Raw genomic sequence first — 21,507 nt, 5'->3', positions numbered from 1 at the left:
ATTGTAGCCCCAACTGGACTCGAACCAGTATCTAGTGTTTAGGAAACACTTGTTCTATCCCTTGAACTATGGGGCCGCTTTATTATGCGGGTGCAAATATATAATTTTTACGCAAAGAAAGGAATCAAAAGCCAGGCATTTATTTACCCGATCATATTCATCCAACTTAAAAACAAGTTACCTATGGCCGATTGAGTCGGGGCTGAACAATAGTTAGCCCTCTAAAAAAAATTTATTATAAAAAGCAGATGGTCGCCTGTACTAACAAAAGATAAAAGCTGATGTGTTTTTCAGGCTATAGGATAATGTCAAAAAGTATTTGTAACTTGACTATAATAGTTAATCATCACTATAAAAAGGAATCCATGGAACCAAAAATTGCACAAAAAAGCCCTTTCGAGGTTGATCTTACCGAAGGAGTTACAGTTTATTGGTGCGCATGTGGTCGCAGCGCGACCCAACCTTTTTGCGACGGAACGCACCAAGGTTCAGAATTTACTCCGATTGAGTTTACCCCTATAAAAACCGGCAAGCATTATCTTTGTGGCTGTAAGCATACTATTAATCGACCTATGTGCGACGGAACACACCTTACCTTATAGTTAATTTTCATCCATTTATATTCTTCTTTTTTTAAGCGCTTATGTTTTCTGCTGCTGCAAAAAGCCCTCCAGGACGCTGCACAGACAACTACAAGTTTGAACCTTCAATTTACCCCTTACACAGGAGCGAATTGTACTTTTTTACTATACGCAAAAAAAGAAAAGTAAAGTGTGCCGGCTGCCGCAAAAACATCTACCCGCGAGTAAAACTACTTATAACAATTTATTGTTGGCCTGATTTATCCCAATTGTGGAGAACCTGTCCCGCCAAAGCGGGAGTCTCCCGTATTGCTAAGAGACTCCTTGCCTCCATTTTTTCGGCATTGGCGTTAGTTGCTTTGTAAGAAACTACAGTGCGCCTTTGGTGCTGGGCAGGGTATCATTAAATACGTCTTTTTTTATCGACATTTTTATAGCCCTGGCCAGCGCCTTAAATATACCTTCAATCTTATGGTGTTCGTTATCGCCACTGGCTTTGATGTGCAGATTACTCAAGGAGGCATCGGAGAAACTCTTAAAAAAGTGCATAAACATTTCGGTGGGCATATCGCCCACTTTCTCGCGCTTAAAATCTGCTTCCCATACCAACCAAGGCCTCCCACCAAAGTCTAGGGCCACCGTAATCAGGCAATCGTCCATAGGAAGGCAGTAACCATAACGTTCTATCCCCCGTTTGTCGCCCAGGGCCTGCTTAAAAGCCTGGCCGAGTGCCAATGCGGTGTCTTCGATGGTGTGGTGCTCGTCGATATGTAAATCGCCTTTAACTTTGATCTTCAGGTCGCAGCCCGAATGCTTCCCTATTTGATCCAGCATATGGTCGAAAAAGTGCAGACCGGTACTGATATCACACTTTCCGCTACCATCCAGATTTAGTTCAATGGCAATATCGGTTTCTGACGTAGTACGTTTCACTTTTGCGGTCCGCTCCTTTGCAAACAGAAAGGCACTAATCTCGTCCCAGTCGGTTGATATCAGTGCACATGTTTCGGTCAGCCCCTGTTTCTCCAATTCCCCTAACCCACTTTCGCCTTCAGCCATAAAAATAGCTTTGCAGCCCATATTTTTTGCCAGCTGAACATCTGTTAGCCTGTCGCCAATCACAAACGAATTGGGTAGGTCGTATTTTTTATCAAAATACTGGGTGAGCATGGCGGTGCCCGGTTTTCGTCCGGCCGAGTTATCCGAAGGGAAGGATGGGTCAATAAAAACATGGTCAAACACGATGCCTTCCCCCTCCAAGGTACGCAGCATCTTGTTATGTGCAGGCCAAAAAGTATCCTCCGGAAAAGAATCTGTTCCCAGACCGTCCTGATTGGTTACCATGGTCAGTTCAAAATCAAGCTTTTGACTTATGGCCGCCAGGTTGGTAATGGCCTTGGGATAAAACTCCAGTTTCTCCAGGCTATCAATCTGAAAATCTACTGGCGGCTCCACGATAATGGTGCCATCGCGGTCGATAAAAAGTACGCGTTGCATATGTTTAAGTTTTATTGTTGTACATTTTTGGGCTAAAGTCCCTAATTAAAGCGTTATTGTCCCCAGCATAAATGACGGCTTAATGGACTTATGCTTACTCGATTTTGTTACTAACTGCCAGCACTATAAATTTTATGCTAATCAAAGAACGTTAGCCCCCTTTAATACCTACCCATTTTTCTGTTAACAGCATCTATAAAATCTTGTTCTTGCATTTTATTACGAAAGCTTCTTTTAGGTATTATATAGGCAGCGATTTTGTCAACGAATAGGAAGTAGTAGTCCTTCGATTCTTGAATTTCTTTCAACCCCTCCCAACTAGTCAGCGTTTCACTTGATTCCGATATTTCCTTAAATCCATTTTCCTCCATTAAATACGTCTTCTCTCCCAGTATTGAACCACTACTGTCAGGTATCCTCTTGATCCTATACAAACTAATCTGATTAAAAATAAAAATAAGTAAGCTCCAAATAGCAAAGAAAATAACTGCTTCTGAAATTACTTTAAGTAAATCAAAAGGCTCTCCAATATTTAATAAAACAATCCAAATAATTACAAATACTGTGGCAATTAAAAAGTGTCTTCTAAGCCTTTTGCCATACATAACATGTTTATTAAATTCCAAAAAGTCATTTCTTGTGATTTCAGTTTTTATTTCCATTTTTTATATTGTAACAAACCAGGTTGCCTTATCATCTATCTTATCCATTATACCTATCCAGCCCATCAAAAAGCGCTTTATTTTCTTCTTCCGAACCAACAGTTATCCTTAAGCAGCCTTCGCATAAGCTCACCGATGAGCGATCACGTACAATTACGTTTTGCTCCACCAAAAAGTGATAAATATCCTTTGGGGCAGCTGTTTTAATCAGCAGATAATTGGCATCGCTGGGATATATCTTTTGCACAAACGGATAGCCGGTTAACTTTTCAGCCATTATTTCTCTTTGTTTCAACAACACTTCCACCCACTTATCCTTAGCATCCTCACTTTTTAATAGCTCAAGTGCTTTATCCTGGGTGAGCTGGTTGATATTGTAAGGGTATTTAATATGGTTAAAAACAGTAATAATTTCAGGCGAGGCAAATGCCATACCCAAACGAATACCTGCCATTCCCCAGGCTTTACTGAATGTTTGAAGGATAATAAGCTTTGGATAATTCAGAAGCTCATTCAGAAAACTTTTCTCGGGCACAAAATCGATGTAGGCCTCATCCAAAATAACGATGCCTTCGAATTTTTCAAGCAAGGTGATGATGTCCGCTCTCTTAAAACTGTTGCCTGTGGGGTTATTAGGCGAACAAATAAAAAGCAGCTTGGAGTTTTCGTCGGCTGCAGCCAACAGTCCGTTTACATCCAAGTTAAAATCTGCGTTAAGCTTTACTTTTCGAGTTTCAATATTATTGATATCGGCGGCTACCTGATACATTCCGTAGGTGGGATCGATGGTTAGCACATTATCGATACCGGGCTCGCAAAAAGCCCTAAAAGCCAAGTCGATAGCCTCATCGCTGCCATTGCCCAAAAAGATGCGGTCGGACGAAACTGCTTTTATCTCCGCTATCCTCTTTTTAAGCTTACGCTGATAGGGGTCGGGATAACGGTTGTAAGGCGCATTGAAAGGATTTTCATTGGCATCCAAAAATATCGCTTCTTCGCCTGAATACTCATCGCGCGCCGACGAATAAGGCTTTAGCGATTTTATATTGGGGCGGACTAATTGTTCTAATGTTTTCATAGTAAGGTATCAAGAAGAATTTCAGGCAGAGACCACAAAGATTTTTGCAAAGGTCATAAAAATCAGGAGGACTCTACAAAATAAGTTAAGCAGTGGATATACCAGATTGTTTTCAGAGATTTTTATTCATTAAAAATAGCCTTAAATTCAATGACCCGTGATTCGCATTGTTAAACATGCATGTACTACTAAATCCATTCATGCTTTCTGGTTTCAAATCCTAATTTGGGATGTTACTTCAACGACTCCAAGCGAATTGTAACCGCATTTTTATGTGCTTCCAATTGCTCTGCCGCTGCCATCTCCTCAATAATGGGGCCTATGTTTTTTATTCCGTCGGCAGTAATTTTCTGATAGCTTATTTTTTTCATGTAGCTGTCCAGGTTAACGCCGCTATATGCCTTGGCGTAGCCATGTGTGGGCAAAGTGTGGTTTGTACCTGATGCGTAGTCACCGGCACTTTCCGGTGTGTAGTTACCCAGAAATACTGATCCTGCATTAACAATACTGTCGGCTATTTCGTCGTGATCGCGCATGGAAATAATAAGATGCTCTGGAGCATAGGCATTGGTGATTTCTATCATTTCATCCGTATTTTTTAACAGGATGATACGGCTATTTTCCAATGCTTTCCGGGCTATCTCTTTTCGGGTGAGCAATGCAAGTTGTTTGTTTATCTCGTTTTGCACACGGGGTATCAGCATTTCACTGTCGGTTACCAGTATCACCTGACTATCGGTGCCGTGTTCGGCCTGGCTCAACAGGTCAGAAGCAACAAAAGCCGGATTAGCCGATTCATCGGCCAGCACCTGCACCTCCGAGGGGCCTGCAGGCATGTCTATAGCCACCTCTTTAAGGCTCACCAACTGCTTGGCTGCCGTAACATAACTGTTGCCCGGTCCAAATATCTTGTGCACTTTGGGTATACGCTCGGTTCCATAGGCCATGGCGCCTATGGCCTGCACACCACCCAACTTAAATATCTTTTTTAATCCCAGTAAGGAGGCTGTATACAAAATTACCGGATTAATTTTCCCCTCCTTATTGGGAGGGGTACACAGCACTATCTCTTTGCATCCGGCAATTAGGGCAGGTACGGCCAGCATCAATACCGTAGAAAAAAGTGGTGCCGTTCCTCCCGGAATGTACAGGCCTACTTTTTCTATGGCTACACTTTTCTGACGGCATAGCACACCCGGCATCGTTTCAACTCTTATTTCGGGGCTTAATTGTGCCTTGTGAAATTCCTCAATATTGCGCTTGGCCACACCAATAGCCTCCTTTAACTGAGATGAAACCTGAAGGCATGCTTCATCGGTTTCTTTGGTGGATACCATTAGCTGGTCAGATGCGTATCCATCGAATTTTGCCGAATAGGCTTTAGCCGCACTGTCACCTTTATTTTTAATATCGTTTAGTATATCCCTTACAGTATCGAAAAGATTACTCAAATCGTTCTCTGGCCTTTTTAATAATTCTTTCCAATCTTGCTTAGGCGGATATTCAAATACTTGCATGTGTAATTCTTAATAATAAACTTAATTTACCTCCGCGTTCGCAGTGAGGCAGTGGGTATACTACAAAATCATTTTTTCTATCGGGAAGGTTAAAATCCCCTGCGCCCCGTTTTCCTTGAGCTTGCCTATGATTTCCCAAAATCGTTTTTCAGATATCACTGAATGGATAGAACTCCATCCTTTTTCCGCCAACGGCAACACGGTGGGACTTTTCATGCCCGGCAATACTTTCACAATTTCGTTTACTTTATCGTTGGGTGCGTTTAAAAGAATATACTTATTGGAGTTGGCCGCCATTACCGCATCTATCCGGAATAGCAATTCCTGTAACAGTTCCTTTTTTTCTTCCGAAAGTCCCTCTGCGGCCACCAATAAGGCTTCGGAATGCATTACTACCTCCACCTCTTTCAGGCGGTTGGCCACCAAGGTACTTCCCGAACTAACGATATCGAAAATACCATCCGCCAATCCTATTCCGGGTGCAATCTCAACTGACCCTGCTATCTCGTGGATATCGGCATCAATATTATTTTCGTTAAAATACTTTTTAAGGATAACAGGGTACGAGGTAGCTACTTTTTTACCGTTAAAATATTCCAGACCAGGATAGGTGTCCGCTTTGGGAATAGCCAGGGAGATACGGCATTTACTAAAGCCCAGATGTTTGGCTATGTTCAGATCAAAGCCTTTTTCAAGCAATTCGTTTTCTCCAACAACACCAATATCGGCCACATTATCGGCAATGGTTTGTGGTATATCGTCATCGCGTAAAAACAGCACTTCCATCGGAAAATTTGGCGATTGCGCAATGAGCTTGCCGCTACCAATATTAAATTTTATTCCGGCTTCCTTTAAAAGTTTCATCGATTCGTCGTGCAAACGTCCTTTCTTCTGTAATGCAATTCTTAATTTATTCATATTGTTTATGTTTTTACTCGTTCAAAAAAAAAGAGGGCTTCCCATATATGGTAAGCCCTCCTATATTATTATACACAACAATGCGGACTACCTATCGTAGATAACAGAATGATGTCCGAAATGATGTATGAAATTTGTCATAGTTTTTATTGAATACATGCAAAAGTATATGGTTTTTTTTAAAATCCAAATTTTCTATCATTATTTTACTCCTTCACTCATCAATACGGCCTCCATCCACTGCGCCAACTCCATCGCACCATGAGCCCGGGCTATGGCATGTAGCTTTTTTAGGGTTAGCAATTCACTTTTAGCATAATAGGACATGTTATCGCCCAAATAGATTTGGGATGAACTATAAAAATTAAAATCCTGCATAACGGAATAGGTGGATTTCTCGAGATAGTCCACAGCCATTTTATTTAAGCCAGCTTTAAATAAAACCTCAATCCATGGCAGGTTGGTTTCCGGAGAATTGGTGTGGGATATAAGGCTGAGATCAACATATTTTTCCAGCAGATGTTGCGCCTTTTCCCTCTGCCCGTTTTGTAATAAACTCCTGGCCAGCTCTTGTACAGATTTCTGCAAACCCGATAAACGAATAGCATCGGTACAGGTTTGATCCCACCAACTTTTTACGGGTATACCCAGTTGCACCTTTTCGGTCAGCAGCCGATATAACTCTTCGGTATCCGGTTGCTCCATGTCCAATAACAGCCTACCCACTATCCCATACGGAAATACATATCTATTAAAGCCAATTATAGCCGAAGCGGGTGTGCCATTGCCAAAATAAATAGGACGACTGCTATAATTGCTAGCTATCATATCAATTAAGGCCACTTCTCCTTTCGTTAAATAGCTTTTATTTATGTTCAAAGTAGAGCCGGAAGCCTTGTTTAACTGTAACTGATTTGAGGGTATATAATCCAATTTACTTGTGCTGCTTAGAGCCAACCGGGTATTGGCTGCAGTATCGCCAACAAAACCTAAGGCATGGTCCAGCGTTATGGGGTTGGATGCGCTATTAACAACCGCTACATAATCTAAATCTCCTGTTTTATACCTATCTACAGGTATAGAAAATTGCAGGGGCTTTCTGCCTTTTTGTGCTACAGTTTGTTGAAAAATATACCAGTCGGCTGAGAGAAGACCTATATTTACCACACTTACATCCCGGCGTAAGCCCTCTACTTGTTGCAAATACCACAGCGGATAGGTATCGTTATCGCCATAGGTAAAAAGAATGGCATTGGGTGCACAGCTGTTTAGGTACGATGCAGCCAAATCACGGGCTAAAGTTCGGTCGTTCCTAGTATGATCGTTAAAATTATTTGCGAGCATAAGCCCCGGAAGCGCAAGCAAAACGGCTATCAGCGCAGCCCATTGAGTAAAGCGCGAAGGCGACAGTTGCTTTATTTTTTGCAGCAAAGCCCAAACCCCTATTCCAATAAATAGGGCATACGCATAAAAGCTCCCAACAAACACGTAATCTCTCTCGCGTGGTTCGTAGGGAGGTTGGTTTAAATAAAGGGTTATACCTACTCCCGTGAGCAGAAACAAGCCGCCCAAAAAAAGCAACACACTCCATTTTTTTCTTTGCACTAATAAAAGAATACCTATAAAACCAAATAGCAGGGGAAGCATAAAATAATGATTGCGGGCCCTGCTAGTCAATTCGTTGCTGTGTAAAAAATGTCGGCTTCCCAAAAATCGACTATCGATAAAAGGAAATCCGGTGGTGAAGTTACCGTTTAAAAAGTCGCCATGACCTTGGTAATGATTCTGGCGACCCGAGAAGTTCCACATAAAATATCGGAAGTACATATGGCCAATCTGGTACCTCAGCATAAATTCAACCTGGTGCATCAAGGTAGGTCTTTCACCATCTTGCAGGCCTGTCCAGTAACGGTAACCCTGGATATGCTGTGGCTTTGGGCTATACATCCGTTGTAAAAAGTTGAGATCCTCCTTCTTATATTTTATTTTTTGGCTTTGCGGATACGACTCATATTTGCCCTGATCATTTACTCGATAATTAAAATCCGGCTCTATCTGCGTATGCTCGGCCCCAAACCATTCGCCCCGTAGCAACGGACGCTGTCCGTATTGCTCGCGGTTTATAAACGATTCTAAGGAAAAAACATCGGTGGGACTATTCAGGTTGATGGCGGGATATGCATTGGCCCTGATAATAACCATTGCATACGACGATAAGCCCAACAAAAAAACAGATGAAGTCAGAAAAAGGAAATGCACCAGTTGGTTTCTTCTCCTGAAGAAATAGATTCCGGCCACCATTAAGCTTAGCAGCAAAGCTACAAAGCACAACAAACCGGAATGCAGCGGCATGTTTAGTACGTTAACAGCCCATAATTCCATTTTTTTTGCAAGAAACAGTCCATTTTCAACGACCAAAAAATGCACAATAAATAAAACAGCCAGTCCCATCGCCAGTCCTTGTACATGCTTGTGTTTTTTGTTTGGATAGAGATGGATATATACCCAATAAAAAATTACAGGAATGCATAATAAATTAAGCAGATGCACACCCACCGACAAGCCCATGCTAAAGGCTATTAACAGAAGCCAGCGATGCGCATGGGTATTGGGCAGCTCTGTTTCCCATTTTAAAACCGCCCAAAGCGTAAAGGCCGTAAAAAGCAGCGATAAGGCATACACCTCTGCCTCAACAGCCGAAAACCAAAAGGTATCGCTCACAGCAAAAGTAAGTGAGCCAACTAAAGCAGGCAGGATAAAGCTGTTATCGGGACTACGGGAAACTTGCTTATCCTTTATCTTATCAATAATGAGTAGCAGTGTAGAATATAAAAGCCAGATGGTAACAGCCGAAGCTATAGCCGATAACAGATTAATACAAAAAGCTACAGATGCAGCAGGAACAAAAGCCGAAAGAACCTTTGACAGCATAAGGTAAAAAGGGGCACCCGGCGCATGCCCAATCTCCAAGCCATTGGCACAGGCAATAAATTCACCGGAATCCCAAAAACTTACCGTGGGCGATAAAGTAATAAGATAAAGTACCCAACTGAATGCAAAAACAAAATACCCACCTGTTTGCCTTGCTGTAATCTTAGCCAAAATATATGGTTTCATAAAAAAAATGACGTCTTGAGGCACAATTATACCTAAAATAAGTGTAAGCAGATTAATTTTTTGCTGCTTTTACCCTTATGTGAAAATAATTTTTTCCCTTTTCACCATCAGCCATAAAACACTTAATACAAAGGGCTACAAAGGAATAGGCACCACAATGGAGGAGTAGTAATATAGCATATAGTAGGAATGATTTAAAAAAGTGAAGAATAATTTTGCACGAATCAAAAAAAGGCCTACTTTTGCATCGCTTTCAAAAAGAAAGATACGAGGATTGTCCCATGGTGTAATTGGCAACACGTCTGGTTTTGGTCCAGAAGAGTCTAGGTTCGAGCCCTAGTGGGACAACAAAAAAGCTTGAAACAGTACTGTTTCAAGCTTTTTTTATGCAAGAAAATCGCGATCTGGATCTTAGGAATGCATGGTTGCTATTTGTTCTGCAACCACCCAACTTACCTGTTACGCAATTACAGTCAGCGGATTTCCACTTTGATTTTACCACACCTTATTTTATCGCTTAATAACAATTACAGAATTGCCTATCTGCTTTTATTTTTACAATTTTGCATCTTATTTCACACAGAATTAAATGCTTATCATGGCAGATATATTAAATTTAGAGGAATTGCATTTTTTAGGAATCAAGGTGGTGTATAAAGATTTGGTGGATAAGGGCTATGAAGTTCTTAACGTACGCAAGGAGCTAGATATTAATCCGCAAATACTGGCCAAAAAAGATGGCATTTTTCAGATGATTGTGGTTAAAACCGCTTACTACCCTGATATGGGCATCGTACTACCCGAAACGATACAGCAGGTAAGAAAATTGGCCGCAAAGCACGATGCCACCTGTTGGTATGCAAGTGTGGGCATCGCCAATGCCAATGGAGAAAATGATGAAGAAATGTCGAAGCCGGTTTCCGGCGGGGAGTTTTACATCAACTATAAAGGCCTTATACCTTTCCCTCTTACTAAAAAATAGTTGTAAAAAGTATATGAACCAATCTATTATTAGTTTCCTGTCTTTTATAAAAAAAAACAGGATAATTATTTACGTTTTACTGGGAACTGCCCTTATGCTGCAAATATGCAGCAAGGGAGCGCAGCAAGCCATTCGTTCACCCGAGCCGCAGTATAAAGAGATAACGCAGCCGGCACCCCAGGATGAGTTATTGCCCCATGAAAACAGTGAGACGGAAAAACCACCCGGGCCTGCGAACAATTTGAACAGCCTGCTAATAATGACGGCGATCCTGCTTGCTTTATTTGTTGCCCGACGCTATGGATGGCTGGACAAAATGCTTCCTAAAGTGGTTATATTTAAAGTAAACCATTACAAAAACAAAACAACCGGCCACCTGATACTAAGGGTGTTTTTGATAAACAGAACCAGCACTTCCATTACGTTTAACAATCCAACACTTTGTTTTTTTAAAGGAAATAAAAAACGGGCCTTCATTATTAAAAACATTGGCGGACAAAATTATTTCCCTATAACCCTTACCCCGGGTACAGGTCATAAATTTAATATAGATGCGCAAAAGTTCTACGATAATGTTGAAGGGCTTACTAAATATAAAACATTACGAATGGAAATAAACAGTACCACAGGCACAACATATAAAAGCATAAAATGGCCTAGTTGGTTGACATTTAAAAGAATAGGATGAGCAGTTTTATAAAAGCACAGTGGAATAAATATAAGGCACGAAAAACAAAGGCAGGAATCATCATTGATTTTATGTTGCTGGCTTTGTTTATTGCCATGATAAATCCATCTACCCGGAAAACTATCAGTTCATTCGTTATCCGCTATACCATGCTTTCGCCCACGGAAAGTGACGAAGGAATCCGATTAACGAAGGAAGATTACCAGTGGAGATACTTGAATAGCGAAGGACAAATCAAAAAGTTTTCTGACTTAAAGGGCAAGGTGGTTTTTTTAAACTTATGGGCTACCTGGTGCGGTCCGTGTATAGCTGAATTTCCTGCGATAAATGAGCTATACAAAGAATACGGTGAAGAAGTTGAGTTTGTATTGCTGAGCAACGAGGATTTATCTGTAGTACAAAAGTTTTTGGCAAAAAAAGATTATGCAGTACCCTCCTATCATTATTTAGACGAATTGCCACAGCTATTGTACTCACAAAGCATACCCGCCACCTATATTATTTCGAAGAATGGTGAGTTGGTAGTTCAGAAAATAGGAGCGGCGAAATGGAACAGTGCATCTTTTAAGGAACTGCTGCATAAATTAATAGAAGAATAGTGAAGATAGGAAATTTAGAGTTAAGGGAGGCTCCCCTGTTATTGGCACCAATGGAAGACGTTACCGATCCATCGTTTAGGCTGTTGTGTAAAAAATATGGTGCCGATTTAATGTATACCGAATTTGTTTCGGCGGATGCCTTGGTGCGCAGCGTACAAAGCACCCAACGCAAACTAACTATTTTTGACGAGGAGCGTCCTGTAGGCATCCAGCTCTACGGAAAAGATGTGGAGGCCATGGTAGAAGCCGCCAAAATAGCCGAACAAAACGGCCCCGAACTCATTGACATCAATTTTGGTTGCCCGGTAAAAAAAATAGCCAATAAAGGTGCGGGCTCCGGCATGTTACGAGATATACCTAAAATGTTGGAGATGACGCGTAAAATTGTGCAGGCCGTAAAACTGCCTGTTACGGTTAAAACTCGTTTAGGCTGGGACGAAGAATCTAAAATAATTGTTGAACTGGCAGAACAGCTTCAGGACACAGGAATACAGGCACTTACCATTCACGGAAGAACACGTGCACAAATGTATACGGGAGAGGCCGACTGGACTTTAATCGGTGAGGTAAAAAATAATCCCAGAATACATATCCCCATCATAGGTAACGGTGATTTAACGAGTCCGCAAAAGGCCAAATTATACTTAAACAGATATGGTGTTGATGCGCTTATGATTGGGCGTCCCTCCATTGGCCGCCCGTGGATATTTAAGGAGGTGCGCCATTATTTAGATACCGGTAAAATACTGGACCCTCCAATGATACCGGAGCATGTAAAAATGATTGCGGAGCAATTGGATAAAAACATAGAATGGCTGGGCGAGAGACGCGGCATTTTACATATGCGACGTCACCTGGCAGTTACTTTTAAGGGCTTGCACGATTTTAGAAACCTGAAAATTAAAATGCTTCGGGCTGCTACTGCAGACGAAGTTCACGCCTGCCTAAATGAAATCAAAGATAGATATGCGGATGGCGTTTCGTTGGTTGAACCATAAATAGTGGCATTGAGCATTATTATTAAATACCACCACACACCTGTTGGCGAACTGATTATCGGTTCGCACCTTAACCAATTGTGCCTGTGCGATTGGCGTTACCGTACGATGCGGGCTAAAATTGACAAGCGAATTCAAACTGCGCTAGGCTGTACTTATGCAACGGGTGATTCCGCCGTAATACATAACACAGTGCTACAACTCGAGCAATACTTTGCCAGGCAACGAAAACAATTTGAGCTCCCTTTGCATTTTGTGGGTACCGATTTTCAGCAAAAAGTGTGGCACCAGCTCATCAAAATACCCTACGGCCATACTTGCAGCTACCTTGACCTATCACGTACTTTAGGCAAGGAAAAAGCCATCCGTGCAGTAGCTGCCGCCAATGGCGCCAACGCCCTGTCTATTATTGTTCCCTGCCACAGGGTTATTGGCAGCAAGGGTAAAATGGTTGGATATGCCGGAGGGCTGTTTGCAAAAAGAAAACTTCTTTTACTCGAAAACAGCCTTAATATCCCAACACAGTTAAGCTTTTGCTGATATGCTGTTTCGAGCCCATATTACCACTTGCCTGACTAATAAGCACAGGTGCTTAAATACCAACCGTTATTAATAGTTAAGTCTCCTCCTCGTTGGAGCTATCCGCTTCGTCAAAATTAATGGTTGGATATAAAAAATCATTATACGGGAAACGAGCTGTATGTATTTTCCTAACCTCGCTGTATATCAACTCCTTAAAATCATTGAGGTTCTCTTTGCTCTTGGCAGATATAAACACAGATTCTACATCTTTAGCCATCCAGCTTTTTTTCAGGTCTTGCAGCGAGTAATTTTCCTGAACCATAGGGCTTAAATCGTCGCTGTCCTTTGGAGAATAAGAAAATGCATCAATTTTATTAAATACCATCAGCATTTTCTTTTCCGTTTTATCCAGTTCGCGCAAGGTTTCATTCACAATCTGAATCTGCTGTTCGAAGCCACCATGCGAAATATCCACCACGTGCACCAAAATATCTGCCTCGCGCACCTCATCTAAGGTAGATTTAAAGGAATCGACTAAATGGTGTGGAAGCTTACGGATAAAACCAACGGTATCTGCCATCAAAAATGGCAGATTGCCTATTACCACCTTTCGTACCGTGGTATCAAGCGTGGCAAAAAGCTTATTTTCGGTTAGCACCGATGATTTACTCAAGGTGTTCATCAGGGTAGATTTACCCACATTGGTATAACCTACCAGCGCTACCCTTACCATCTTACCCCTATTTTGTCGCTGTGTTGATTTCTGCTTATCTATTTTTTTTAGATCTGTTTTCAGCTTTGCAATCTTGTCACGGATAATCCTACGATCTGTTTCAATTTCCGTTTCGCCCGGTCCCCGCATACCAATACCACCCCGTTGTCGTTCCAGGTGCGTCCACATGCGGGTTAAACGAGGCAACAGATATTGGTATTGTGCCAGCTCTACCTGAGTTTTTGCAGCAGCCGTTTTGGCATTCTGGGCAAAAATATCCAGAATCAGATTGGTTCTGTCCAGTATTCTTACTTTTAATATTCCTTCGAGGTTTCGCAACTGAGAAGGGCTCAGCTCATCGTCGAAGATGACACAATTGGCTTCGTAAACTTTTACCCCTTCCAGCACCTCTTCCAGTTTTCCCTTGCCAACAAATGTTTTATTGTCGGCTATGGGCAGGCTTTGGGTATATCTTTTTACCGGCACAGCACCGGCTGTTTCGGCTAAAAAAGCCAATTCGTCCAAATATTCGTTTAGCAATGCATCGCTAATTCCCGGGGTTCGCAAACCCACCAATATCACCTTCTCTAACTCTTTATTTGTAAATATATGGTCTGTCATTCAGTTAATTTAAAAAAACTCCCAAAGATATGTAATTTTTATATACTAAATCTATTTTTGGTTTGCACAGGGACAGTGCTAAAAAATTTACATAAAAAAAAGAGGCATCACAGATGCCTCTTTTTTTCTTATTTTAACAATAATATTTTTTGCTATTGCAGTACAAAGTTAATAGGCACGGTATAAGATACTTTTACCGCCTTACCCCGCTGTTTTCCGGGTTTCCACTTTGGCATGGACTGAACCACACGTATGGCTTCTTTGTCTAAGTTAGGGTCAACCCCTCTCGCTACTTTTACCTGTGTTACACCGCCGTCGGTGCCCACAACAAACTGTACGTAAACGCGACCTTGAATACCATTTTCCTGTGCAATTACCGGATACTTAACCGATTGGGCAATGTATTTTCTCAGTTCGGTGTCACCACCCGGAAATTCAGGCATTTCTTCCACAATAAAAAACACGGGTGCATCATCCGTCTCTTCTTCTTCTAAGGAAAGATCAAATTCAATTTCTGTATCTTCATCGATTTCTGTATCCTCGATATCCAACTCCTCATCAAGCTCCACATCATCATCCACAATGTTTAACACATCGATTACCTTTGGTGGCGGTGGTGGTGGTGGTGGTTTAACCTCTTCCTGCCGGGTAATGGGTACAATTTCCTCCTCAGCTTCAACGTCGTCAATCATGTCGAACGTGCTGGCGTCAACATCCGTGGTTGACCATTCGAATGCAATTAACACAATAGCTAAGACCACTACCAAACCAATCTGCATGAAAACGCTTTTTTTGTTTTCTAGATCCGCTTTTGGTGACTTTTTTACTTCCATAATAAAATTAGTTTTTGATGTCTAAAGATAACCATTTTTGCAAGGTTAATCAATTATTTTCAATTTTTAATGCCAAGGTTATTTTTTTGAGTGCATAAAAATAGAACTTTATTATAAAACCAAAGCTATTAAACTCATTTATTTTAAAAATAAAGTTGAGACATCGTGGGTTAAGCCCAGCTTTATTCCTGATTCTGAGAGTTTATATGTAGTTCCGCTTCTTTCAAGTACAGAAGTGCACAAGGCATTTTGCCTTAAACACCTTTACCTAACTCGCACACCAACAGCAATATAGGCCAGTAAACCACTCCGTGCATTTATCGATGTTGCTTTATACGGCATGGCCTGGTGTATAACGGTGTTGTAAATTGTAATTTACATCATACACCACCTACACTTCGCTTCGCCTTCCTGCCCAATAATAAAGTGCCACCGCCAGCATAAAGTAAATCAAGGCCTGCGCGCCCAGGAAGTAAAAAGCGTCGCCAACATGATGTAATTCGGCACCCATGGTACGCACCCTTAACCATGCCGGAACCATAGTGGTAGATGGGAAAAGATGTGCGGCTCCGTACAGCCATTGTGGAATGGCTGCGACCGGCCAAGACAGACCGGACAAAAACAATACGATGGGCGAAAGGAAAACGACAAACAAAATGGAATGCTCGCGCCGCGAAAAGAATGTTGATAATGCCATACCCAGAAAAATCACGGCCAGCAGAAAAGGAATGATCAATGCGAGAGCCGGCAATAATGCTGCTTTGTTGGGCAAGTTAAACCAGTGGTAAACCCACAATTGCGTTATAATAATGTTGATCAGGTAAATCACAAAATAAGCTCCGGCCTTACCAAGGACTACAGGAATAACGCCGCCTCTATTCAATGCCTGGGGCACCGCAAACCTAAAACGGCCACGTTCTTTATCCGTGCCACCCAACAAACCAATTCCAATCAGGAGCGTCTGTTGTAGTATTACTATTATTAATCCCGGAATCACAAAACTGTTATACCCGCCAGCTGGATTAAACAACATCACAGTATTCAGCGCTACCGGATCACGCCGTTTAAGTGCCTGCTCCGCTGTTGCGCCTTGTGCCATCAGGCGGCGCACCTCTACACCACCCGAAAAAGTGCCGACAGACTGCATGGCTCCTGTTAGCGTTTGTTTATAGACCAGGAAATAGCCCGCATCGCTATAAATACTCACTGAGGCCTGCTGTCCTCTCATCACCTTCTTCTCAAAGCCGGCCGGAATCATAATAACACCCCCCACTTCGTCTTCAAAGAAAAGTTGTTCGGCCTCTGATAGCGAACCCACCTTATGCGTAACATTTAATTCTTCGGTGGCATGTACCATGCGTGTCAATAGGCGACTGGAAGCTGTTTCATCCAAATCGACCATAGCCACGGATATGTTGCGCAAGACCTCATTTTTATAGGCAATGCCATAAATAACCGGGTAAATAATCAGTGCCAGAATAAGTATTAACAGGGCACCCGTATCTTTAAAAATGGCCAGTAGTTCCTCCTTAAAAAACCGGGAACTTAATCTTAAACCGGTGGTTATATGTTTGAACATTGCATACAATTTAATTGCCTGCCGCTAATCGGCAGAAAGTTAATAGCGGTGTTGAAAGCGCGCATCAGAAAGAACCCCCTTTAAGCGCGGAATAAAGAATAATCCAGCCAGCACAAAGAGCAGCAAAGAAGCCATTGGCCAAATGGTTTGCTCCAAGGGCTCACCCCGCATACCCTGACCCATAAACACCTCCATCCAATGGTAAAAGGGAAAAAGATGAGCCAGTATTCGGGCGAATAAAGGCATGCCGAAAACAGGATATGCCAAGCCCGAAAAGGTCAGAGCCATCATAGAATACGCACTGCCCAGCGAGAGCGACAGGCGGGTATTGGCCGTTAATGCCAATAACATAACCGCCACCATTTGATAAGCCAGAATCATCAGAAATTGCGACAACATAATCGCCCCCCAATAGCCCCGTAAGGGAAACCCAAGGTGCTGCGTCATTATAAAGTGCATCCCGGCCACATTTATCAGCATAAAAAAGATATAGGGCAGAAGTTTAGCAGCCAAAGCCACCATAATACTATGATCCGCCAACTTTAACCACTGAGGCGAAGTACCTTTACGGATTTCAATACCAATGGCGTAAATAGCACCCAAAAGCGTGAATAAAACAACCAACATAGGCATCAGTGCTGTTACCAAAAAATAAGAATAATTGGTATAAGGATTAAACAATACATGGCTATCCATATTTACCGCATGCACTTGCCCCATTGCTTGCTCAAGAGGCAGGCCTTGTTTCATGGCTACCTGCAACTTAACTCCCGTTGAGTAAGTAGTCAGCACCCTGTAGATCGCGCTTTTCAGTAGTCCGCCCACTAAAACATTGGTATTGTTGATGTACAGTTGCACAGCTGCCCCCTCCCCTTTAAGAACCGACTTTTCAAATTCAGAAGGGATATATATTATTGCTTCGGCACGACCACTCAGCACGGCTTCTTTTCCCTCTTCCAAAGAAGTCAGGCGATCCGCCACATGAGCCATACGGGTGGCATCCACCATGCGGGTAAGCTGCCGCGACATAGTGCTAAAATCTTTATCAACCACTGCTATATGCAAATCATTTGGCACACCGGCATAAAAAACATTTATCAGTAATAAAAACGATAGCATGGGCCCTATCAGCGTGAGAAATATACTGGCCTTACTGCCTGTTATCCTACCGATTTCACGGATTAAAACCCGCATAAAACCATTATTATTTAGGTTTTTTAATTTAGAATTTGACATATACCAACAGGCTTATTTTGTAGTCGCAACTACCTTATCCCAGTCAACCAATGCACTCATACCCGATCGTAATCCCTCTGCAGGCTTTAGGGGACGGGCATGCACTTCAAAAGTCTTCATATCAAAATCACCTGATGTTTTGGTTGCATTCCAGGTGGCAAAATCGCCCAAAGCATGGATGTATGTCACCTCAAGCTCTACACGCTTCATGCCTAAAGCAGGGAAGCGGGCCGTCAAATGGTCACCTTTACGAATAGCTGCCAGCAAGTCTTCGCGCAGATGGAACACTACCCAAACATCATCCAAATCGACCAGCGTAACCACCGGGAAACCAGCAGGCGTCAGCTCGCCTTGCTCCGACATCACATTAGCTACTTCGCCCGAAATGGAAGCATAAGCACGCGTTTCATTCACAAAGGCATTCACCTCGGCAATTACGGCATCCGCTTTTTTCACTAATGCCAAAGCGGCATCCTTATCTTCACTTCTGGCACCACCTTTGGCTTTATTCCAGATAGCCCTGGCAGCTGCTGCTGTTTCCCGTGCAATAGACAGCTGCATCTCCATTTCATCCCGCTTATGGGCAGCAACCACTCCGCTCTGGTACAAGTTTTCGATACGCTGATGACTCTTTTCGGCAAATTCTAATGCTGCTGCCGCTTTCATATAGGTATTGTAGGCTGCCTGAACATCTTCTTTCCGGGCGCCTGCCATAGCCTTAAACTGCTGTGCTTCAGCGGCCATACGAGCAGCCTCTGCCTGTCCTAACCTGGCTTCAACTTCGGGACTCTCAATGGCAAATAAAAAGTCGCCCTTATTCACCTGCATACCCCTATATACGGCCAAGGTGTCTATACGCCCCGTTACTTTTGAGGAAACCTTAACCTGCCGGGCTTCAACCTGCCCTTGCACCTCAAGAGGAACCGGCCGTGCCAGCAGCCAGGTAGTATAAATCAGAAATATCAACAAGCCACTCACAATGACCCCAACTATTAGATTTTTATTCTTCTTCATGTGTTTCTATTTTATCACATCAACTTGTAATGCTTTTGAATAAACTATTTATAATCTACTGTCCATTTTTAGCCAGATAATTGGGAAAATATTCCGGTATGCCGGCCAGCTCAAGCAAACGTGCCAGAGCCACATCGTACTGATACATGGCTTCCAGCTTTTCGATGCGCACTTTAGCTGCTGCCAGTGAGGCATCCGTCACTTCCGTACTGGTGGCCATACCTTCGTTGAAAGCCTTTTTACGCACCCGGTAATATTCATCGGCAAAAGCTTCCGCTGTGACCAGCTCATGCAGCTGCTCTAAAATCATCTGAATCTCCTGATGGTACTTTTCTATGCCCATACCCAAATCGCGCACCGCTTTGGATCGTACCTGCCCTACCTGCTCTTCTACAAAACGGGCCGACTGGTACTTGTGACGGGCCGATGTGCCGCCAAATATTTTCCAGCTGAGGGTAATACCCGCCATGTAATCGGATATATTGGGCGACAAATCTACATTGGCTATATTGTAGCTACCAAACGCCGCCACGGTGGGCAGCATTCCGGAACGTTCGGCACGCGTTGCCTGATGGGCCAGATTCTTCTTGGCAGCAACTTGCTGCAACAAAGGATTCGAGGCCTGCGCCTGCAACTTAAAAAACGTGGCCGACTCAATGCTGTGGTTATAAAACAAGGAGGTAAGGGGTTGATAGCTTAGTTCGGGACTTTGGGCCATGCTGTTGGCCAGGGCTTCATTAATAACGCGCCTGTCACGCACAGACTTTTTATATTCACGGTCGGCCTGCGCATGATAAACCTGGGCGTGCAAGAACTCTGCTTTGGGCAGCATACCTTCTTTATACAGTTTTTCAGCATCGGATAGATGTGCTTCCATGGCGGATAAAACTTCGCTACGAACCTGCTCTGCCTCCAACGCCAACGCGAGGCCAAAGTAGCGCTCCACAAGTTCGGACATTAACTCACCTGTTTTTTGACGTTCCACCTCGGCAGCCTCATTTATTTTAATCTTTGCGGCTGCATTGGCTGCCTTGATTTTTCCACCGGTAAAAAGTGGCCAGGTAACACCGGCACTCATCATTCCAAATTGCGATTTCTGAATCAACTTGTCCCATTCTGCATTTTCTACTTTTACCAATCCGTCGGCCAATTGTTGCCGCACAATTTGGGTAGAAACATTATCGGGTAGCACGGGCATGGCACCCGATGTAGCAGGGTCCGGATTGGGGACGCCGCTAAACACGCCGTATTGCGACATGGCTCCATACAAGGGCGTAATGGCATCCCTAACCCCATGCATGTCGATGGTAATATCATCAGATAACTTGACGTAGTTTAGGCTAAGAGTCAATTGCGGCAACCGTAAGCTTCGTACTGCTTTCCATTCCGATTCTGCCTGTCGTTTTTGCCAAACGGCCTGCTGAAGCACTTCATTGTTATTTAAAGTGGCTTCCAAAGCTGCATCAAAAGTTATACGTACAACTTCATCTTGTGCTCTAAGTATGATTCCGCATAAAAAAAGTACTGCTAATAAAAGTCCTCTGCTCATATTTATATACGCTATTTTAATTAATCCTATTTGTCAAATACCTGTCTGCTGCCGCATACATAAGTCGCCTTTACAATCAACTATTTCACCATTTAATCTATTTTCCATTTTAAGAAGTCGCCCTCATACTGTGCTTTATCATTTATCCGTTTTTATTAACAACTTAATAATCACCTGTCCATTTAAAAGCAATGTATGCTAAAGGCTTGCCCCCTTCAAAGCACCCATGCATAAACTCACCACCCTTTCCTTATCAGTCTCGGATAATACTTGCGTACAAAACAATGCTTTGAAACGCACATTGATAAATTGAACGGGATAAATCACCGTCATCAAATAAATCTCCTCCTCTGTATATGTCGGAGCAATTTCACGGGTTTCCTTACCTATATGTAAAAGTTGACGGCAAAGGCTATGGATACGTTGATGCTGATCAATGGAAATAGAAAACCGATAATCATTGATTAAAGTATAAATAAACCGCATGTGATGCGGCTGATGTAAAGCCAGTTCAAAAAAGTAATTCACCAGTAAGGTAATCAGCTGCAGAATAGTACTGCATTTCGGCATCATAGCTTCTAACTGTCCGGCAATATTTTTAATTTTATCATCGAGCAAATCACTCACCAAAGCGTACTTGCTGTCATAAAACCGATAAAGATATCCAACTGCCACGCCAGCCTGGTGGGCAATGGCCGAAATGGATGCACCGCCATAGCCCTTTTGTACAACCAACTCAATGCTTGCCTCCTTTATTCTCAACAGCTTACTTTCGTCAACAACTTTTGCCATAATTTTAATACG

The 21,507-nt window shown here is 42.6% G+C and carries 19 protein-coding genes and 2 tRNA genes; 7 read left to right on the top strand and 14 right to left on the bottom strand.

Annotated features, from left to right (window positions below; translation table 11 throughout):
• Window positions 1–4 precede the first annotated feature (4 nt).
• Window positions 5–76: transfer RNA gene (locus FN809_RS11070), tRNA-Arg, on the bottom strand.
• Window positions 77–365: 289 nt separating this feature from the next.
• Here FN809_RS11070 and FN809_RS11065 point away from each other — a divergent pair.
• Window positions 366–602: a CDGSH iron-sulfur domain-containing protein gene (locus FN809_RS11065; protein ID WP_142533586.1), complete on the top strand. Its 237-nt coding sequence runs from the start codon at window positions 366–368 to the stop codon at window positions 600–602.
• 348 nt (window positions 603–950) lie between these two features.
• On the opposite strand, the gene hisB is transcribed toward FN809_RS11065, so the two are convergent.
• The 6 genes from hisB to FN809_RS11035 all read right to left on the bottom strand — a co-directional run bounded on the left by hisB (window position 951) and on the right by FN809_RS11035 (window position 9,355).
• The gene (gene hisB, locus FN809_RS11060) at window positions 951–2,078 is read right to left on the bottom strand and encodes a bifunctional histidinol-phosphatase/imidazoleglycerol-phosphate dehydratase HisB (protein ID WP_142533585.1); all 1,128 of its coding nucleotides are present in this window, start codon (window positions 2,076–2,078) and stop codon (window positions 951–953) included.
• Between the two features lie 161 nt (window positions 2,079–2,239).
• On the bottom strand, window positions 2,240–2,740 hold the full coding sequence (locus FN809_RS11055) for a YcxB family protein (RefSeq protein ID WP_142533584.1): 501 nt from the start codon (window positions 2,738–2,740) through the stop codon (window positions 2,240–2,242).
• A gap of 40 nt (window positions 2,741–2,780) precedes the next feature.
• Window positions 2,781–3,818: a histidinol-phosphate transaminase gene (hisC, locus tag FN809_RS11050; protein ID WP_142533583.1), complete on the bottom strand. Its 1,038-nt coding sequence runs from the start codon at window positions 3,816–3,818 to the stop codon at window positions 2,781–2,783.
• A 233-nt stretch (window positions 3,819–4,051) separates the two neighbouring features.
• On the bottom strand, window positions 4,052–5,335 hold the full coding sequence (gene hisD, locus FN809_RS11045) for a histidinol dehydrogenase (protein WP_142533582.1): 1,284 nt from the start codon (window positions 5,333–5,335) through the stop codon (window positions 4,052–4,054).
• 60 nt (window positions 5,336–5,395) lie between these two features.
• Window positions 5,396–6,253 (bottom strand): ATP phosphoribosyltransferase, encoded by an 858-nt coding sequence (gene hisG / locus FN809_RS11040; RefSeq protein WP_142533581.1) that lies wholly within the window; start codon window positions 6,251–6,253, stop codon window positions 5,396–5,398.
• Between the two features lie 201 nt (window positions 6,254–6,454).
• A complete protein-coding gene (locus FN809_RS11035) occupies window positions 6,455–9,355 on the bottom strand; it encodes a glycosyltransferase family 117 protein (RefSeq protein WP_185957542.1) in 2,901 nt (966 codons plus the stop codon).
• Window positions 9,356–9,645: 290 nt separating this feature from the next.
• Between FN809_RS11035 and FN809_RS11030 the strand changes: the two genes are divergently transcribed.
• The 6 genes from FN809_RS11030 to FN809_RS11005 all read left to right on the top strand — a co-directional run bounded on the left by FN809_RS11030 (window position 9,646) and on the right by FN809_RS11005 (window position 13,177).
• Window positions 9,646–9,718: transfer RNA gene (locus FN809_RS11030), tRNA-Gln, on the top strand.
• Window positions 9,719–9,968: 250 nt separating this feature from the next.
• Window positions 9,969–10,352, top strand: a complete 384-nt coding sequence (locus tag FN809_RS11025) for a hypothetical protein (RefSeq protein ID WP_142533579.1) — start codon at window positions 9,969–9,971, stop codon at window positions 10,350–10,352.
• Window positions 10,353–10,365: 13 nt separating this feature from the next.
• Entirely contained in the window at window positions 10,366–11,040 is a 675-nt protein-coding gene (locus tag FN809_RS11020) for a hypothetical protein (RefSeq protein WP_142533578.1), read from the top strand.
• Window positions 11,037–11,639, top strand: a complete 603-nt coding sequence (locus FN809_RS11015) for a TlpA family protein disulfide reductase (RefSeq protein WP_142533577.1) — start codon at window positions 11,037–11,039, stop codon at window positions 11,637–11,639. Before FN809_RS11020 ends, FN809_RS11015 begins: the two co-directional genes overlap by 4 nt.
• The gene (dusB, locus tag FN809_RS11010) at window positions 11,639–12,637 is read left to right on the top strand and encodes a tRNA dihydrouridine synthase DusB (RefSeq protein ID WP_142533576.1); all 999 of its coding nucleotides are present in this window, start codon (window positions 11,639–11,641) and stop codon (window positions 12,635–12,637) included. The genes FN809_RS11015 and dusB overlap by 1 nt, the downstream gene beginning before the upstream one ends.
• Window positions 12,638–12,646: 9 nt before the next feature.
• Window positions 12,647–13,177: a methylated-DNA--[protein]-cysteine S-methyltransferase gene (locus tag FN809_RS11005; protein ID WP_221929409.1), complete on the top strand. Its 531-nt coding sequence runs from the start codon at window positions 12,647–12,649 to the stop codon at window positions 13,175–13,177.
• A gap of 76 nt (window positions 13,178–13,253) precedes the next feature.
• Here the strand turns inward: FN809_RS11005 and hflX are convergent, their stop codons facing one another.
• The 7 genes from hflX to FN809_RS10970 form a co-directional block, all read right to left on the bottom strand.
• Window positions 13,254–14,492, bottom strand: coding sequence for a GTPase HflX (gene hflX / locus FN809_RS11000; RefSeq protein WP_142533574.1), 1,239 nt, complete (start codon window positions 14,490–14,492; stop codon window positions 13,254–13,256).
• 152 nt (window positions 14,493–14,644) lie between these two features.
• A complete protein-coding gene (locus tag FN809_RS10995; RefSeq protein WP_142533573.1) occupies window positions 14,645–15,325 on the bottom strand; it encodes an energy transducer TonB in 681 nt (226 codons plus the stop codon).
• 391 nt (window positions 15,326–15,716) lie between these two features.
• Window positions 15,717–16,904, bottom strand: a complete 1,188-nt coding sequence (locus tag FN809_RS10990; RefSeq protein ID WP_142533572.1) for an ABC transporter permease — start codon at window positions 16,902–16,904, stop codon at window positions 15,717–15,719.
• Between the two features lie 39 nt (window positions 16,905–16,943).
• Entirely contained in the window at window positions 16,944–18,140 is a 1,197-nt protein-coding gene (locus FN809_RS10985) for an ABC transporter permease (protein ID WP_142533571.1), read from the bottom strand.
• Between the two features lie 12 nt (window positions 18,141–18,152).
• A complete protein-coding gene (locus FN809_RS10980) occupies window positions 18,153–19,154 on the bottom strand; it encodes an HlyD family secretion protein (RefSeq protein ID WP_142533570.1) in 1,002 nt (333 codons plus the stop codon).
• Between the two features lie 55 nt (window positions 19,155–19,209).
• Window positions 19,210–20,703 carry a TolC family protein gene (locus FN809_RS10975; RefSeq protein WP_142533569.1) on the bottom strand — a complete coding sequence of 498 codons (1,494 nt, stop codon included), beginning with the start codon at window positions 20,701–20,703 and terminating at the stop codon, window positions 19,210–19,212.
• A 198-nt stretch (window positions 20,704–20,901) separates the two neighbouring features.
• Entirely contained in the window at window positions 20,902–21,495 is a 594-nt protein-coding gene (locus FN809_RS10970; RefSeq protein ID WP_142533568.1) for a TetR/AcrR family transcriptional regulator, read from the bottom strand.
• Window positions 21,496–21,507 lie beyond the last annotated feature (12 nt).

Origin of the sequence: Saccharicrinis carchari (genome assembly GCF_900182605.1) — a bacterium.
In the GTDB taxonomy this organism is placed as follows: domain Bacteria; phylum Bacteroidota; class Bacteroidia; order Bacteroidales; family Marinilabiliaceae; genus Saccharicrinis; species Saccharicrinis carchari.
Note: the sequence above shows the minus strand (reverse complement) of the source record. Positions and strands in the feature narration are given on the sequence as shown.

Coding starts and splice junctions, on each gene's coding strand:
- hisB (WP_142533585.1), bottom strand. CDS start 2,078: ATGCAACGCGTACTTTTTATCGACCGCGATGGCACCATTATCGTGGAG.
- FN809_RS11020 (WP_142533578.1), top strand. CDS start 10,366: ATGAACCAATCTATTATTAGTTTCCTGTCTTTTATAAAAAAAAACAGG.
- FN809_RS11055 (WP_142533584.1), bottom strand. CDS start 2,740: ATGGAAATAAAAACTGAAATCACAAGAAATGACTTTTTGGAATTTAAT.
- FN809_RS10995 (WP_142533573.1), bottom strand. CDS start 15,325: ATGGAAGTAAAAAAGTCACCAAAAGCGGATCTAGAAAACAAAAAAAGC.
- FN809_RS10990 (WP_142533572.1), bottom strand. CDS start 16,904: ATGTTCAAACATATAACCACCGGTTTAAGATTAAGTTCCCGGTTTTTT.
- hisD (WP_142533582.1), bottom strand. CDS start 5,335: ATGCAAGTATTTGAATATCCGCCTAAGCAAGATTGGAAAGAATTATTA.
- FN809_RS11025 (WP_142533579.1), top strand. CDS start 9,969: ATGGCAGATATATTAAATTTAGAGGAATTGCATTTTTTAGGAATCAAG.
- FN809_RS10980 (WP_142533570.1), bottom strand. CDS start 19,154: ATGAAGAAGAATAAAAATCTAATAGTTGGGGTCATTGTGAGTGGCTTG.
- FN809_RS10985 (WP_142533571.1), bottom strand. CDS start 18,140: ATGTCAAATTCTAAATTAAAAAACCTAAATAATAATGGTTTTATGCGG.
- FN809_RS10975 (WP_142533569.1), bottom strand. CDS start 20,703: ATGAGCAGAGGACTTTTATTAGCAGTACTTTTTTTATGCGGAATCATA.
- hisG (WP_142533581.1), bottom strand. CDS start 6,253: ATGAATAAATTAAGAATTGCATTACAGAAGAAAGGACGTTTGCACGAC.
- FN809_RS11015 (WP_142533577.1), top strand. CDS start 11,037: ATGAGCAGTTTTATAAAAGCACAGTGGAATAAATATAAGGCACGAAAA.
- FN809_RS10970 (WP_142533568.1), bottom strand. CDS start 21,495: ATGGCAAAAGTTGTTGACGAAAGTAAGCTGTTGAGAATAAAGGAGGCA.
- hisC (WP_142533583.1), bottom strand. CDS start 3,818: ATGAAAACATTAGAACAATTAGTCCGCCCCAATATAAAATCGCTAAAG.
- hflX (WP_142533574.1), bottom strand. CDS start 14,492: ATGACAGACCATATATTTACAAATAAAGAGTTAGAGAAGGTGATATTG.
- FN809_RS11065 (WP_142533586.1), top strand. CDS start 366: ATGGAACCAAAAATTGCACAAAAAAGCCCTTTCGAGGTTGATCTTACC.